Origin of the sequence: Marinobacter halodurans (assembly GCF_004327985.1) — a bacterium.
GTDB classification, from domain to species: domain Bacteria; phylum Pseudomonadota; class Gammaproteobacteria; order Pseudomonadales; family Oleiphilaceae; genus Marinobacter_A; species Marinobacter_A halodurans.
Window position 1 is genome coordinate 79850 of record NZ_SJDL01000001.1, and the last position, 14777, is coordinate 94626.

Annotated in this window: 15 protein-coding genes; 6 read left to right on the forward strand and 9 right to left on the reverse strand. The window is 63.1% G+C overall.

The annotated features are described in order from the left end of the window. Positions 1–58 precede the first annotated feature (58 nt). Positions 59–1504: a sigma-54 dependent transcriptional regulator gene (locus tag EZI54_RS00385; protein WP_131477912.1), complete on the reverse strand. Its 1446-nt coding sequence runs from the start codon at positions 1502–1504 to the stop codon at positions 59–61. Positions 1505–1712: 208 nt separating this feature from the next. Beyond that, entirely contained in the window at positions 1713–2036 is a 324-nt protein-coding gene (locus tag EZI54_RS00390) for an SOS cell division inhibitor (protein ID WP_131477914.1), read from the reverse strand. 309 nt (positions 2037–2345) lie between these two features. Between EZI54_RS00390 and EZI54_RS00395 the strand changes: the two genes are divergently transcribed. After that, positions 2346–2822, forward strand: a complete 477-nt coding sequence (locus tag EZI54_RS00395; protein WP_131477916.1) for a DUF6586 family protein — start codon at positions 2346–2348, stop codon at positions 2820–2822. 87 nt (positions 2823–2909) lie between these two features. Continuing rightward, the gene (locus tag EZI54_RS00400; RefSeq protein WP_131477918.1) at positions 2910–3170 is read left to right on the forward strand and encodes a hypothetical protein; all 261 of its coding nucleotides are present in this window, start codon (positions 2910–2912) and stop codon (positions 3168–3170) included. Between the two features lie 272 nt (positions 3171–3442). Here EZI54_RS00400 and EZI54_RS00405 read toward each other — a convergent pair whose 3' ends face one another. From EZI54_RS00405 to EZI54_RS00415, 3 genes are all read right to left on the reverse strand, one after another. Continuing rightward, positions 3443–3952 (reverse strand): cell division inhibitor SulA, encoded by a 510-nt coding sequence (locus tag EZI54_RS00405; protein ID WP_131477920.1) that lies wholly within the window; start codon positions 3950–3952, stop codon positions 3443–3445. 32 nt (positions 3953–3984) lie between these two features. Further along, complete coding sequence (gene lexA / locus EZI54_RS00410) at positions 3985–4593, reverse strand: transcriptional repressor LexA (RefSeq protein ID WP_131477922.1); 609 nt, start codon at positions 4591–4593, stop codon at positions 3985–3987. Positions 4594–4690: 97 nt separating this feature from the next. Beyond that, the gene (locus tag EZI54_RS00415; RefSeq protein WP_131477923.1) at positions 4691–4963 is read right to left on the reverse strand and encodes an acylphosphatase; all 273 of its coding nucleotides are present in this window, start codon (positions 4961–4963) and stop codon (positions 4691–4693) included. A 165-nt stretch (positions 4964–5128) separates the two neighbouring features. Between EZI54_RS00415 and EZI54_RS00420 the strand changes: the two genes are divergently transcribed. Further along, entirely contained in the window at positions 5129–5839 is a 711-nt protein-coding gene (locus EZI54_RS00420) for a glutamine amidotransferase (RefSeq protein ID WP_131477925.1), read from the forward strand. Positions 5840–5843: 4 nt separating this feature from the next. On the opposite strand, the gene EZI54_RS00425 is transcribed toward EZI54_RS00420, so the two are convergent. Continuing rightward, the gene (locus EZI54_RS00425) at positions 5844–6305 is read right to left on the reverse strand and encodes a DUF6231 family protein (RefSeq protein ID WP_131477927.1); all 462 of its coding nucleotides are present in this window, start codon (positions 6303–6305) and stop codon (positions 5844–5846) included. Between the two features lie 235 nt (positions 6306–6540). On the opposite strand from EZI54_RS00425, the gene EZI54_RS00430 reads away from it, so the two are divergent. Next, positions 6541–7539, forward strand: a complete 999-nt coding sequence (locus EZI54_RS00430; RefSeq protein ID WP_131477929.1) for an amidoligase family protein — start codon at positions 6541–6543, stop codon at positions 7537–7539. Continuing rightward, the gene (locus EZI54_RS00435; RefSeq protein ID WP_131477931.1) at positions 7515–8231 is read left to right on the forward strand and encodes a gamma-glutamyl-gamma-aminobutyrate hydrolase family protein; all 717 of its coding nucleotides are present in this window, start codon (positions 7515–7517) and stop codon (positions 8229–8231) included. The genes EZI54_RS00430 and EZI54_RS00435 overlap by 25 nt, the downstream gene beginning before the upstream one ends. Before the next feature lie 15 nt (positions 8232–8246). On the opposite strand, the gene EZI54_RS00440 is transcribed toward EZI54_RS00435, so the two are convergent. Further along, positions 8247–8531, reverse strand: a complete 285-nt coding sequence (locus EZI54_RS00440; RefSeq protein WP_131477933.1) for a hypothetical protein — start codon at positions 8529–8531, stop codon at positions 8247–8249. Between the two features lie 76 nt (positions 8532–8607). On the opposite strand from EZI54_RS00440, the gene EZI54_RS00445 reads away from it, so the two are divergent. Continuing rightward, positions 8608–9309, forward strand: coding sequence for an SIMPL domain-containing protein (locus EZI54_RS00445; protein WP_131477934.1), 702 nt, complete (start codon positions 8608–8610; stop codon positions 9307–9309). A 55-nt stretch (positions 9310–9364) separates the two neighbouring features. On the opposite strand, the gene EZI54_RS00450 is transcribed toward EZI54_RS00445, so the two are convergent. After that, entirely contained in the window at positions 9365–13033 is a 3669-nt protein-coding gene (locus EZI54_RS00450; RefSeq protein ID WP_131477936.1) for a translocation/assembly module TamB domain-containing protein, read from the reverse strand. Continuing rightward, positions 13030–14775, reverse strand: a complete 1746-nt coding sequence (locus EZI54_RS00455; protein ID WP_207389106.1) for an autotransporter assembly complex protein TamA — start codon at positions 14773–14775, stop codon at positions 13030–13032. Before EZI54_RS00455 ends, EZI54_RS00450 begins: the two co-directional genes overlap by 4 nt. Positions 14776–14777 lie beyond the last annotated feature (2 nt).

Sequence of the window (14777 nt, forward strand, 5' to 3'; positions counted from 1 at the left end):
TTTGACAGTGGAAGGAATCAGGCATTCGGGCCGGCCACGAACAGCCGGCCCGGGACATTCAGGCGTTTTCGGAGGTCTCTTCGCGCAGGCCGTATTTGCGGACTTTTTCCACCAGCGTGGTCCGGCGAATGCGCAGTTTTTCCGCCGCACGAGCCACGACGCCGCCGGCTTCATCCAACGCCTGTTGGATCAGCTGCTTCTCGAGATTGCCCAGGTAATCTTTCAGGTCGATGCCGTTGACGGGCAGTAGCGCCGGCGCATCCAGCCCCACCAGGCCCGGCACGGCGCCCGGCATGCCCTGATCTTCCATCGGCCGATTCTCATCGAAATCGTCCACATAGCGGAACTTCTTGGGCAGCTCCTGGACACCGATAACGCCGTAGGGGTGCATGATGGCGAGGCGCTCCACCAAGTTGGCCAGTTCGCGCACATTGCCCGGCCAGTCATGGCGGCACAGGCTCATGATGGCGGCGGAATTCAGGCGCAGTGAGCCGCGCTTTTCCTTCTCCATTCGGGCGATCAGCTCGTTCACCAGCAGCGGAATGTCCTCGACACGCTCGCGCAAGGCCGGCATCTCGATGGGAAAGACGTTGAGGCGGTAGTAGAGGTCTTCCCGGAAGTCGCCGCCCTCGATCATGTCTTCGAGGTTCTTGTGGGTGGCGGCGATGACCCGAACGTCGGCGCTCTGGGTGCGGTTACTGCCCACCCGTTCAAAGGTTTTCTCCTGCAGGACCCGCAGGATCTTGACCTGCATGTTGAGCGGCATATCGCCGATCTCGTCGAGGAACAGGGTGCCGCCTTCGGCCATCTCGAAACGCCCAATGCGGGCGGTAATCGCGCCGGTGAAAGCACCTTTCTCATGGCCGAACAATTCGCTTTCCAGCAGCTCGCCGGGAATGGCGCCGCAGTTGACGGGTACGAAGGGCTTGTCGCGGCGCGGCGAATGGTAGTGCAGGTTGCGCGCCACGACTTCCTTGCCGGTTCCGGATTCGCCGGTGATCAGCACGCTGACTTCTTTATCGGCGACCTGGCTCATCAGCTGGCGCACATGCTGGACACTTCGACTCGTGCCCACCAGGCTGCGGAACAGCTGAACGCTGCGCTGCTGGCCCCGCTCTTTGGATCGGGCGTACTGATCACGGAAGACCTGCCCGCGATAGAGGGAGTCAACAAATTTGGTGTAGTTGAGGGGCCATTCCATGCGGGCGATCACCCGTTTCGCGATGTCCTCGCTGACATCGGTCAGGTCGGGATCCCCTACCACCAGAACCGGCAGTCCGGGATCACGCTCGTCCAACTGCTTGAGCAGGTCGACCAGCCCCGGCTCGGCGCTGTCCACCATCACCGACGTCGCGTCGGCCAGATCGGTCGCTTCAATACTCGCCAAAGCCTCCGGGGCGACCACCTGAGAGACCTCTCCGATAAAATCCAGGATCGTTGTCAGATCACGACGGACTGCGTCATTACTAATCAGGACCAGAATTTTATTGTGTTCGCTGGACATGCAGGATTTGTCTCCGGGTTATCAGGAAGGCACCGACCAGCCAGCTGTCAAATCGCCCCGGGGACGGGTCTGCGAAAGATGTGCTGCATTGGATGCCAGAGCCCCTCGGCAATGCTCTGGAAAGGCCACAGTTTGCCTGAATTCTGACGCGTAGTTAAGACTCCGGAAAGGTTTGAGTCAATTTTATGACGCAATTTTTTACCAAAAATCACGGCCGGCGCCCGCGGGCACGGACATTGGCATAGGTCTTCAGCGCATTACGGTTCTGGTTCATTCCACGCAGTTCCCTCGCCGCCGTATCACGGGATTCAGTCGCCTGCCGGGTGGCGTCGTCCATGAGTGTCTGCAGCCGCTCCAACCGCTGCCCCAACCCGTCCCGATCGCCCGTCCCCTCCTCGACATCGGCAACCGCCGCTGCCACCGCCGGTCGCACGGACTGGCTCACCCGGTCCAGGGTTTCCCAATCCTCCCGCGTGAGCGCTTCGCGAAAGTCGTTGATCAGGCGATCCAGCGATTCCAGTGCATTGGGCATGCGATGTTCTCCCACCCCGGCGTTCAGTAAATGATTCACGCAGTATAACGCTGATACCGCCGTGCCGCCGAGCGCAGCGACGAGCTGTTGGGAAGATCCGTGACGTAGGCCAGGTTCAGCGTGCCGGCCAGGCTCGACGGCACCATGATCCGGGTTTTCAGGTAAAAGATCTTATTGTCGATTTGTCGATGTCGGCCAGGGTTGCCTCTGGCTCAATCGCCATCATCGGCACACAACGGCAGCGAAACGCGGACAACAATCTGGTAGAATCACAACCAGTAAAGATCAACGAAGCAACGGGGTATCGACATGGCGTCACAATGGCCGTCATTCACCAGGCAGAAGCTGTTCCTGGCCAGTACCCTGTTCCGGCTCGCCGAGCAGCAGGAACATGCCGTCGAGCGGGAGGCCGGCATCCAGGGCGGAATCGCCCTGCTGGCCGAATCACGCCGGGCGCTGCTGAAAGTGATTGCCGAGATCTATCAGGTACGCCAGCAGTCGCCGGAGACTCTGGATGCCCTGGCCGACTGTATCGGCGGCGAGCGTGCCGAAGTGGAAGAACTGAGGCGCCTGGCCATGGAACCCGGCTCCTGGTGGCAGCAAACGGAACAACTGCTCGGCGAACAGCAGAGGCCAACAGAGCAAAAAGCGCCTGCCGAGCAGGAAAACATGATTGCGGTCGCGTCCCAGACCGGGCCGGATCGCTCGCTGCCGGCACTACAGTCGACCGTCAGCGACATGAAAATGTATCTGGAAATGGTCGTGGAACGTCATGACGAATGGTAGAGAGCGACCTTCAGTCATGCCGTGACGTGGCGGCAACGAACACACTGATTTGAAAAGGCCACCGGCCTTCAGGATAAGGCAGTCTATATGTCCACATCGATTCTGGAAATTGTCGAACTTCCCGATGGTGACTTTGCCCTGCGCCGGGCGGACGACGAAACCACGCCGCTGGTGCGTATTTCATTTTCCCAGGAAGCACGGGACATGATGGAAGATCGCGACCTGTCTGTCGCCAAGGCCATGATGACCGCCGGCATCGAAGCGGTTGGCAATATCGCAGAGGCCATCGACTGGGACGACGAGGATACCGAAGTCACCAAACCGGTTCGCCCACGCACCCTGCACTGAGCGAACCGGAGCGCCCCGGGTGCATGCCGTTCCCGGGACCTGAATGTCATGTGGCGGGTTTAGCGTCCCGGTTTGCCCTTCTTTCCGCCCGCCACCGCCGTTCCGAACCGGCTCCGCTTTTCCGGGGAATCACTACCGTCCCAGCCCAGCACCACACCCTATCGCGGGCATCATCGCCCTCGCCACCTGATCGTCCGCCAGGACGCGCATCCTGCGATGACGGTTGATGGCGCACATGGTGCACGGGCCCATCGCCTGCAGGGGACCAGGCATTACCGCTGGCGCAGGACGACACCATGACTGTTGCCCTGCCCGGACGCCGACTGCAGCCGTTCGAACGCCGGCGCGCCCATCACACCACCGGTCCACATCACCACCGCGTGACAGGTGCCGGCCCGTAGTGCCCGCTCCGCCAGCGACAGGGCATCGTGCTGGTCGCTGGAGCGAAGCACCAGGATTTCCCCTGCGACGATACCGTGCATTTGCTGCCATTTCTGCATCAGGGCCTGGGGCGGATCGATCCAGGCCAGCCAGCGCCGCTCCTGGTTCAATTGGGTCAGCATGGGCAGGAGCAGCTGCATGTTTTCCACCTGCGCTTCCGGCAGGATGATTTCCGTCACATTGCCTTGCGGTGCCTCCGGTGCCACCGGGGCCCGGGAAGACCTCCCCTTTGCAAAGCCAACGGATCGGGCCTTGCGGTCACGCCGCTCCATTGCATCGTCCATGACGGGCGTTGCCAGCGGGTGGCGGGAAAAAGACGGGTTAAAACTGAGCTGCTCCATGGGACACCTCCGAATTCACGCGTGCCGGGTGGTCAGTGCATGTCCGAACGACGGATCACGCCCACACCCAGGCCTTCTATGAACAGTTCCTGCTCGGTCAGGTCAACGACGATGGGATCGAATTCCTCGTTCTCGGCGATCAGAAGGACACGGGAACCTTCACGCTTATAGCGCTTGACCGTCACCTCTTCGCCGACCCGGGCGACCACCACCTGGCCGTTATGCACGTCCTGGGTCCGGTGGACGGCCAGCAGATCGCCGTCGAGGATGCCGATGTCCTTCATACTCATGCCGCGAACGCGCAGCAGGTAATCTGCAGATGGGGAGAAAAAGGTTGGTTGCAGGGCGCAGTAATCGTCGATGTGCTCTTGCGCCAGGATGGGACTGCCGGCGGCCACCTGACCGACGATCGGCAGGCCCGGATCCTCTTCCGCCTCCGGCAGCCGGATGCCGCGGCTGGCGCCCGGCACCATCTCGATAGCGCCTTTGCGAGCCAGCGCACGCAGGTGCTCTTCCGCCGCATTGGCGGACTTGAAACCCAGCTCCTGGGCGATTTCCGCACGGGTGGGTGGGTAGCCCGTCTCTTCAATCGAGCGACGGATCACGTCCAGTACCTGGGATTGTCTTGGTGTCAGCTTCATGCCGTTGACCTGTCTTTATATACAGTACCAACGACTATATACAGTATTTTATCCAGTGTAAAGACGGTATACAGAAAAGATAAAACCCAGGAAAAGGTTACTTGATATTGAACCCCTGATGGCTACGGAAATTCACCGTCTCGACGTCGACATGGTCGACCCGGGCCCGGTCCGGCCCCTTGTGAAGCCACTCGACAAGCCGTTCGAGGGCATCCTCGTCGCCACAGGCCACGACCTCGACCCGGCCGTCCGGGAGGTTCTTGACGTAACCGGAAATGCCTTTGGCCCGTGCCTGCTCCTGGGTACTGGCCCGGAAAAAGACCCCCTGTACAAGTCCGGACACGCGCACCCTGATACATTGCTCGTCCATAGCGACCTCCTGAAACCCGTTGAGCCTGTCGCAACGCGCTGATTCCGTATACGCCCGGCCCCAGATATCCTCCATGATCCCTACCTTAACGCGGCAGGGCCCTGCTGAAAATGCCGCCATAGGAGCCCCAGCACCGCGGCCATACCGTCAACCACCGGAAACCCGATGAAAACACTCAGCATTATCAAGACCGGCACCACCTATCCCGAAATCCAGGCCGCCCATGGTGATTTCGACAACTGGTTTGCAGAGGCGTTGAAACACCAGGGCCTGACACTGGAGGTCGTCGATGTGACGAAGGAGGCGCCCCTGCCCTTGCAGACGGACGGTATCCTGGTCACCGGATCGCCGGCCATGGTGAGCGATCGCGCGCCCTGGAGCGATTGTACGGCGGCCTGGCTGGCGGATCAGGTGGCTTCCGGTCGGCCGGTCCTGGGGGTCTGCTATGGCCATCAGCTGCTGGCCCATGCCCTGGGCGGACGGGCCGACTACCATCCGCAGGGGCGGGAAATCGGCACGCTGTCGATCCAGCTGTCGGACGAGGGACGTCGTGACCCACTCCTGGGCCCGCTACCACCGGTCTTTCCCGCTCACCTGACGCACCTGCAGTCGGCGGTGGAACTCCCGCCTGGAGCCATGCTGCTGGCCCGTTCCGGCCATGAGCCTCACCAGGCCTTCCGGTTCGGCAATCAGGCCTGGGGCGTCCAGTTCCATCCGGAATTCACCGCGCCCATCATGCACGCCTATATCGACCGGCTGGCGCCGGCGCTGGCCGACGAAGGCCGTTCGGTCGGAACCATCCGCGACGGGATTCAGGAAACGCTCCAGGCCCGGGCCATACTGCACCGCTTTGCAGAACGGGTGGCGGCCGGCTGAGTGGCTACCAGCGATACTTGCCCCAGTTCTCGGGGTTGGCCCAGAACCGGGGGTTGTTCCACTCCCGGGGCCGGTTGTAGGTGGCGATGTCGTAAGTAAAGAGTTCGGTGCCGTCGTCCAGGGTGGCGTGGCGGCGGAAGGCCAGACCGATCATGTCGTTGAAGGACCAGTCATCATCCGGATGCACGCTGACGGCAACCCGGCGGGCCCCCGCATTACGCAGCCAGCCCAGGAGCTGTCTGGCCTCCTCGTGGGCCAGCGTACCCAGCAGTTCGGTCACCAATGCCAGGTCCGCCACCTCGGCCTGCCGGGGCCATTCCTCCACGGGCCGCGCGCTCAGCTCGACCAGGCGGGCACCGGCATGTTCCGCCCAGATCCGGCCGACTCGAGACGCCGTATCCCCTGCGACGATCAGGCTCTCGGGGCGATAGTTGCCGATCAGTTGTTTCAGGGTCTGCTCCAGCATGATGATCCATACTCCCGGGACACGGTGGCCAGGTGCCAGCCATGACGCTCCACGAGCGGGTATGCGCCCGACACCAGGGCGACGCCCAAGTCTAGCAGGTCCATCCGACCGGTCCAGGCTGTGATAGAGTGACTGACAGCGAGCAGACGCCTGAGTTCAGGCGTTTGGAAGATATTCCGGCGGGTGTTCAAGTGCGTGACGCCCGCCCTTCCGGATTCCAGACAAAGGAGTGAGCATGAGCCCGGACCCGGTGATCCGGATGCCCAGCATCCGCAATAACAGGGATGGCGACGAGCGGCGTGTCGGTGTCGAAGTGGAAATCTCGGGCCTGTCCTATGATGGCCTGGTCAACCTCTGTTCCAATCTGCTGGAAGCGAATCCCCGGCTCGAATCCCGCTACGTAAACCGGCTGGACTCCCCACTGGGCGAGTTTGTCATTGAGCTGGATTCGGATCCCATCAAGGACCTGGACCTGCAGGACGAACGCCTGCCGGAGTCGATCCGGGAACTGGGCGGGCACGCCATGGACGTCATCGATGCGGCTGCCGAGCGCATCGTGCCGCTGGAAATCATCAGCCCACCGCTGCGCCTGTCCGACCTGAAAACCATGGAAACGCTCTGCGACAAGCTGCACGAGGCCGGCGCCGAGGGCAGCCGTGAAGCGCTGATCTATGCCTTCGGGCTGCAATTGAACCCGGAGCTGCCGGATCTGGAACCGTCCACCATCCTGGCCTACCTGAGGGCGTTCGCCGCGCTTTATGAATGGCTCAAATCCCGTCACCAATTGGACATCAGCCGCAAGTTCACTACCTATATCGAACCCTGGGACACGGACTACGTCGGCAAGATCATGCACCCGGATTACAACCCGGACCAGGTAACGCTGATGAAGGATTACCTTCACTACAATCCGACCCGCAACCGCGCCCTGGACCTGCTGCCGCTGTTCTCTTACCTCGATGACGGGCTGCTGCGGCAGTATGTGGACGACGAGCGCGTCAAAGCCAGGCCGACACTGCATTACCGGCTGCCGGACTGCGACATCGATAACCCGCATTGGCATTTTTCCAAAGTCTGGAACGACTGGGTCCTGGTCGAGAACCTGGCCGCCGATGCCGAACGCCTGCAGTCGCTGATGGCGCTCTACCGCAACAGCCGCAAGCTCAGCTTCAAGAACCTGACCACCAGCTGGAAGGACCGCTGCGACGAATGGCTGACGCAGAACCCGGGCTGACCATCGGTGTCAGCGGCCCCTCAAGACAACGGCTGACGCACCAACTCATGCGCTTGGCGCTGCATCTCTACGGCGCCCGTAGCGTCTTCATCCGGCCCGGCGCCAAGGTCGACGTCGCCCTGCTTGACGGACTGATCCTGTCGGGTGGAACCCATGTCCATCCGGAACGGTATGGCCAGCAGCCGGAGGTGACCGCCCGCTTCGATCGCGTCCGCGACGAGACCGACTGGCGCCTGCTGGAAGAGTGCCAACGCCTGCATCTGCCGGTCCTGGGTATCTGTCGCGGTGCCCAGCTCCTCAACGTGTTCCGGGGCGGCTCCCTGTGCCAGAACGTGACGCCGCTGCGGGTCCATACCCGCCACCGCCCCCTGTTGCTCCCCCTGCAGACGGTCCGCCTGGTGCGGAACAGCCTGCTGGGTGGCATCATGCGCGCCACGACCATCGGCGCCAACCGGATTCACAGCCAGGCGATCAAGCGGCTCGGGCGGGGGCTGCGGGTGGTCGCCATAGACAATGACTACTTCGTGCAGGCGGTCGAGAGCGAGGACGGCCCGTGGCAGTTGGGAGTCCAGTGGCATCCCGAATACCTGCTGTATCATCCGCTGCATCGGCGGATCTTCGAGAGTTTTGTCCGGGAAGCGCGGCGGCGTAAACTGCTGAGGCTCGGCCACAGTGAGGGGCCGACCCTCTGATCGGGCCCGGGACGCTTACAGCGCGAGCAGGTACTTGCTGAGTATGGCTTTGAGCTGGTTGAGTGTATCAGCGTCCTGTTCATCGGCGGCGAGATTGGCTTCGGCAAACCGGCGCAGATCCTCCCGGGTACGAACAGCCGAGGGGTCACGCCCGGTGAGTTCGAGCAGGACCTGTTGCTCTCTGCGGGTGAGGCGCACCTGCTGTTCATGGATCAGCATGAAGGAACCTCTGATACGGGTATCGGTCCATTCTGACGCGTGCTGCAAGCCGGAATCAAGACCGTCGCAGGCCGGTGCCATGTCCGGCGCTGCTCTCAGCGACAGTCCTCGGGATCTTCGGGGCACCGCGCCCCGCCAACAACACAAGGAACGAACTATGTGGTTCAATCAGCTCGGTATTCACAAGGCAGTTTCCCGTCCACTCCTGTTGGTACTGGCACTCGTGCCGGGCCTGGCGCTGGCGGGCGAGGTCAATGTCACCGGTGAGGGCAAGGTGTCCTACACGCCCGACAGCATCCGCCTGCAGTTCACTGCCCGGGCGGAAAACGCCGATGCCCAGGCCGCCACCCGCGCCGTCAAAGCCACCATCGCCCAATGGGAAGACAACGTCAGTGCCTATCGCAACCAGCTGGAAGACTACGACAGCGCGGCCCTGAACCTGTATACACAACGCCTGCCCCCGTCCAGGGACGGCGACCAGCCGCAGACCCAGAGCGTGGCGGCACAATCCGTCAGCTTCACCCTGTCGGCGCTGGACAGTCTGAACCCGGTGCTGCAGGCCGCCCAGGATGCGGGCATGGAATACCACATCGGTGACGGAAACTTCTTCCATTCCAACGAGAAGGCGCTGGAGCGCGAAGCGCTCGGCAAGGCCATCGACGATGCCAGGGCACAGTGCCAGTTCATTGCCAAGCGCCTGAACCAGAGCTGCGGCGAGGTGAAATCCCTGTCCACCAGCTACGGCGGTCGACCGGTCCCCATGATGATGGCGGAAGCCCGCGGCAAGAGCGGCCCGGTGACGGCCGTTGGCGACCGGGAAGTTACGGTGACCGTCAACGCGACATTTGAACTGGACTGAGGCCGGCATCCCGCGGGATAGGGGCTTGCCGGTCAGGGAACCTCCGCCCGGTACCTCAGAAGTCGCGGGTGTAGAACAGGTCCAGTGAAGCCGCCAGCCCGCTGGCGGCTTCCAGGTAGAAATAGCGCCCCAGATCATAGCGCAGCGCCACGGTGGTGATGGGTTCGAACACCCCCACACCATAACGCACGGACAGGTCGTCCGTGATGTAGCCACTGGCCACCACACTGGCCTCCTCACCGGAGCCTTCGGCTTCCAGCGTCAGGTCGCGGATACCGAACTCTTCACCCAGCCCCCGTGTCAGCTCATGGGTTTGCGCCAGTCCCAGGCTGAGCGCAGCCTGGCCCACCTGGCTCTGGTCGCCGCTGGATCTCAGCGGGCGCCCCAGGATGACATAGGACAGGGCCTCGGCCTGCGGCATGGGCGGTTCCGAGAACACTTCGGCCTCCGGTTCGTCCGCCGGCCCACTCAGGCGCACCCCGGCCACCACATTGTCCACCGTGCGCACCGCTTCCACGTCGATGTAAGGCTCGCTGACCGGCCCGACGAATACCAGCCGGGCACGCCGTATCTCCAGCTCCTGGCCATAGGCCTTGTAGGTGCCGTCGACCAGTTGCAGCGTACCGCGGGTATCGAGGTTATTGCCGATGTGCAGCTCCCCCTTGAGGTTGCCCGATACCCCGAATCCCTTGAACGACACCTTGTCCTCACCGACCACCACGGTCACATCCATGGCAATCTCCTGGACCCCGGGCTGTTGCTTCTCCTGACCGACGATCACCTCGTCCTCGGACACCGATACGGCGGACGGCGGCAACTCGCGCACCTCGATCTCGCCACGGGGAACGTCAACCCGTCCGCTGACGGAGACCTTCCGGTCCTTGAAGCTGAACTGAATATCCGGTGACAGCTCCAACCGGGCGTAGGGTTCGTACACCAGCGGCAAGCGATCGCCTTTCAGGTTCAGGGTCACCGAGGGCTTACCGCTGCGCCAGTTGATATCGCCGTCCACACTGCCCTTGCTGCGTTCGTTGCTGTGCCAGGAGCCATCCACTTCGGCCCGCTGGCCCTTGAAGGCGATGTCGAGCGACACGTCCCGGAACGGAATGGGGATGGAGGGATCCAGCACCTTGCCGTTCAGCAAACTGAGGTTGCCGTTTACCCGTGGATCGAACAACGGACCGGACAGATCGCCCTCCCCTTCAATTTGACCGCCAATCGACTGCAGCCCGGCAAACGGCTCGATGATCGCCAGTTGCAGGCCCGACAGGGCGTAGTGCCCCTGGATCTCGCGATTACGGCTGGTGGGATCGACACTCAGGTCCAGTTTGAAGCTGCCCAGTTGCTCGCCCCCCAGATCCAGCGTCACATCGGCGTTGCGGGGCTTGAGATTGACCGCCAGCTTCAGCGTGCGATAGTCGATGGAACGCCACTCGCCCTGCTGCCGGATCCCGAACGCACCGGGGCCCGCATCCAGGTGGATGGCGCCATCAGGCCCCTTGTCCGTCATGGTCAGATCGATTTCGCCGTTCATTTTGGCCTGCCAGCGGAAATCGTCCGGCCACAGGGCGGCCAGGCTGTCCATTGGAAAATCCTGCAGTTGGTAGTGAATACTCTGATCCGGCAGCAGCACCTGATCGTCCGCACACAGGCTGCTGGACTGCCAGCGCCAGCAGTGGGCACCCAGTCTCAGGCGCCCCTTGTCCGTATAGTCGATCGAAGCCGGTTGATCGAGACGCCAGGTCTGGTCCGACGTGGCCACGCTTGCCTGCGTAAGGGCGCCGGACCACAGCTGCCCGAGGCTGCCTTCGAACACGGTCTTGACGGTCGCTTCGGGGTGGGTCAGGTCCAGGGTCAGCCGATGCCGGTCGGCGGTGCCCTGGAGGCGGGCATCCAGGTCGCCGATCACCTGCTCGCCCATGTGGAGCTTATCGATCGTCAGACCCGCATCCACCTGCTTGCCCTCTTTCAACGATCCGTTCAGGTCCAGCGTGGCCAGCTCAAGATCCTGCCACCCCAGTTGCCGGCCTTTGAGCGTTACCGTTCCCGACGGCGCCCGGGGCGAACCGGACACGTGCACGGTGCCGTCAATGCGTCCGGCCAATCCCGGCCAGAGCTGGGCCAGATTGGGCAACGCCAGGCGAACATCCGTCTCGATCCGATCCCCCCACTGCCCCCTCCCGGTCACCGTATTGTCACCAACCTTCAGCCGGAGTGGGTCCACGGTCCAGCTCCCGTTGTTGCCCTCCAGGTGGCCCAGGGTGGAAAGCGCGCTCCGCCGCCAGGTTCCATCCAGTTGCCAGTCTGCCCGGGCCTGCAGGCCGGTTTCCGGCATCGACCCGGCAGTGGTCACCGAGCCGCTAAGCTGCCCGTTGAGATCAGCCACCCAGAAGCCCGGATTGAACCGGTCCAGGTTCAGGTCTGCATCCCAGCTCACGACATCGCCATACCGGACCTGCGTCTTACCAGCCAAGCCGCCGGCGCCGGTGTCCAGCCTCAGGTTCGAGAGCGTGACCTGCTGCAGGTCACCATCGGCCTCCGTAGACAGTGTCATATCGCCCGCCGGGCCGTTTGCCGCGGCCTGCAGGTGCACCTGATACCGGTCGTCCGCGTAGTTGAATGTGGCCTCGGCCGACTGCAGCTTCACCGGCGGCTCATCGACGCCCGGCAGCAGCGTGTACCAGGGGAACTGGTCGATGGCGAGTTTGCCACGGGCACTGAACGCATCGAGCCATTGCACCTCGCCGGTCAGACGGGCCTGCCGTTTCGGGGCATCCGGCAGGGCCAGCTGCAAATCGATGTTCCGTGCCCGGTCCGTGAGCGCGTTGCCGGTCAACCGTACCGACACGGGCCCCTCCGTGCCGGGCAGCGTGGCGGTGGAGGTCACGTCGAAGCCGTCATCCAGGTTGCCGACCAGAGCCAGCTTCCACTGGTTCAGTTCAAGCGTGGCGGGCAGGCCGGACCAGGGCATGAAACGGTCGCTGTTGAGCTTCAGTGTGGCCGGCACGCCGGGCTCGAATGGCCGGACCCGGCCGGACAGGTGGGCGGGCAGGTAACCGTGGCTGGTGCCTTTCAGTTGCAGGTCCCGGGCGCTGCCCGTCAGGTCGAGGGCCAACGACCAGTCCCCGTCGGGCTCCGGCGACGGCAACTCCGCCGCCACGTCCAGATCCAGCGGCCAATCGCCGCGGGTTTCCAGCCGCCCCTTCGCATTGACTTCGACGGCATCGGTGACCAGGCCAAAATCCTGGATGGTCCAGGCGGCGCCCGACGCATCGACGGACAGCGTGAAGGATCGCCAGATGGTGCTGTCATCCACCGACAGCGGCCCCAGCCGGACATCCCCCACCGACAGTCCGACCGGCAGGTTGATCGAAGGCAGGGTGACCGGTTCGTCGCTGGATGACTCGCCGGGGGCGAGATGCACGTCAATCCGTTCCGCCAGCAGCCGGTCAACGCACAACACGCCGGTAAACAGACAGCTCGGCGACCATTCCAGGAACACCTGGTCCAGGTCCAGGTTGACGCCATAACCCTGCCAGCGAACGTGACTGGCCTGCCAGCGTCCCAGGATGGCTCCCTTCCCGCCGGACACGTCCAGGCCCGGCACCTGCTCCAGCAACCAGGCGGTTCCGGCGTCCGAACGCAGCACCAGGAAAACGGTAAACAGCAGCAGGAAGACCAGGGCCAGCAGGCTGCCGGCTGTCCACCACAGGACCCGCTTCATAGTTCCGGCCCCATGGAGAAGTGCAGACGCCAGCCGCCGCCCAGATCGTCGTCCAGCCCCTTGGCCAGATCGAGGCGGATCGGTCCCACCGGGCTGACCCAGCGGACCCCGGCACCGACGCCGGTTGCCAGAGGATCATTCAGGTTGTCGATGGCGTTGCCCCGGTCGACAAAAGTGGCCAGGCGCCAATGGCTGGACAGCGGGTACTGGTATTCGAGGCTGCCCACAATCAGGTAACGACCACCGACGGTGTCACCTTCTGAATCCCGGGGCGACAGCGTCTGGTATCCGTAGCCCCGCACGCTCTGGTCACCACCGGCGAAGAAACGCAGTGACGGCGGCACATCGTCGAAATCGTTGGTGGCCACGGCCCCGAGCTGCAAACGACCGAGAAAACGATGACCGTTACCGACCGTGACCAGGCCCTTGGCCACGGCCAGCACATGGGCAATGTCCGCATCGGAGAGCATCTGGCGGTGGGCGCCGGTCAGGTCCAACTGCAGACGGTAACCCCGGGACGGATCCATCGGGGAGTCCGCCACCAGCTTGGAAAAGCTGATGCCCGGCAGCAGCAACTGGCTGCTGTTGGCCCCCTGCTGGCCGATGGTGTAGTTCTCCCGCTCCAGCCGGAGTGAGAGCACCCGCATCCACTCACTATCGAGTTGATGACGCCATTGCTCGCCAAAGGTAAAGCGCTCGGACTGCACGTCCTCGATGTCTTCGTTCTGGTAGCCGGTGGTGAATCGTATGGCATCGGTCATGGGAGGATCGAGCGGTAGCTCGTAATAGGCACTGACACTCTGACGCGGCGCAGACAGCTCGGTCTCGGCGCCCCGCCGGTGTCCCATGGCATTGATCCAGTGTTCGGTCCAGGTGCCCCGGAAGCGCGGCCCGACGTCCGTCGAGAAACCGACACCTGCCGCCACCGAGCGGGGATCCCGGGTGGTCGTCCGCACGCGAACGGGCACGCGCCGATCATGCGCCTCCTCTTGATGGGCGTCCACGATGACACTGGCAAAGTAACCGCTGTTGGACAGGTTGTTATCAAGCTTGGCGACCTTATCGGCATCGTATGGGTCACCGGGCTCGATCTCGACAAATCCATCGAGTAACGATGCCTCAAAGGTCCCATCCCCCTCAAACGTCACCTCGCCGAAACGATAGCGCGGGCCGCTCTCATAGACGAGCAGGATGTCGGCAGAGCGGGCATCGGGATCCACCCGGAGCTTGCGTTCGGTGAACTTGCCGTCAAAGTAGCCCAGCTTACGGGCCCGGTTCTGGATGCGCTGGCGTACGGCATCGTAGGCGCCGTGACTGAGGGTTTTACCCGGGGCAATCGTCGACAGGTCGCCGATGTGGAAATCCGGATCGGACGAGGCCGCGCCTTCCACGCGGACCTCGCGACTGGCGATCTTTACCGGCTCGCCAGGCTGGACAGTCAGCAACAGCCGGGGTGTTTCCCTGGAGTCGTCAACCTGCCATTGGACATCGGGATCGTAATAGCCCAGGGCCCGCAGGGCTTCCCGCACCTGGGACTCGGCGTGGCTGACATAACGTCGGAGATCTTCGGCAGACCGGCCGTCAACGGTGCCGATAAAATTGCTGGCATTCTCCTGAAGGGCCGGAAAATCGCCTTCGACGCGAACCTCAACCTGGCCCGCGCCCAGCGCTGAGACGGCCCAGAACAGGCCTGACAGCAGAAAACCGGTGCATGCACCCAGGCGTAATGCGCTGATCGTCAAAA

Coding starts and splice junctions, on each gene's coding strand:
- EZI54_RS00435 (WP_131477931.1), top strand. CDS start 7,515: ATGGCTGACGCAGAACCCGGGCTGACCATCGGTGTCAGCGGCCCCTCA.
- EZI54_RS00440 (WP_131477933.1), bottom strand. CDS start 8,531: ATGGCACCGGCCTGCGACGGTCTTGATTCCGGCTTGCAGCACGCGTCA.
- EZI54_RS00405 (WP_131477920.1), bottom strand. CDS start 3,952: ATGGAGCAGCTCAGTTTTAACCCGTCTTTTTCCCGCCACCCGCTGGCA.
- EZI54_RS00420 (WP_131477925.1), top strand. CDS start 5,129: ATGAAAACACTCAGCATTATCAAGACCGGCACCACCTATCCCGAAATC.
- EZI54_RS00395 (WP_131477916.1), top strand. CDS start 2,346: ATGGCGTCACAATGGCCGTCATTCACCAGGCAGAAGCTGTTCCTGGCC.
- EZI54_RS00430 (WP_131477929.1), top strand. CDS start 6,541: ATGAGCCCGGACCCGGTGATCCGGATGCCCAGCATCCGCAATAACAGG.
- EZI54_RS00390 (WP_131477914.1), bottom strand. CDS start 2,036: ATGCCCAATGCACTGGAATCGCTGGATCGCCTGATCAACGACTTTCGC.
- EZI54_RS00450 (WP_131477936.1), bottom strand. CDS start 13,033: ATGAAGCGGGTCCTGTGGTGGACAGCCGGCAGCCTGCTGGCCCTGGTC.
- EZI54_RS00445 (WP_131477934.1), top strand. CDS start 8,608: ATGTGGTTCAATCAGCTCGGTATTCACAAGGCAGTTTCCCGTCCACTC.
- EZI54_RS00400 (WP_131477918.1), top strand. CDS start 2,910: ATGTCCACATCGATTCTGGAAATTGTCGAACTTCCCGATGGTGACTTT.
- lexA (WP_131477922.1), bottom strand. CDS start 4,593: ATGAAGCTGACACCAAGACAATCCCAGGTACTGGACGTGATCCGTCGC.
- EZI54_RS00385 (WP_131477912.1), bottom strand. CDS start 1,504: ATGTCCAGCGAACACAATAAAATTCTGGTCCTGATTAGTAATGACGCA.
- EZI54_RS00425 (WP_131477927.1), bottom strand. CDS start 6,305: ATGCTGGAGCAGACCCTGAAACAACTGATCGGCAACTATCGCCCCGAG.
- EZI54_RS00415 (WP_131477923.1), bottom strand. CDS start 4,963: ATGGACGAGCAATGTATCAGGGTGCGCGTGTCCGGACTTGTACAGGGG.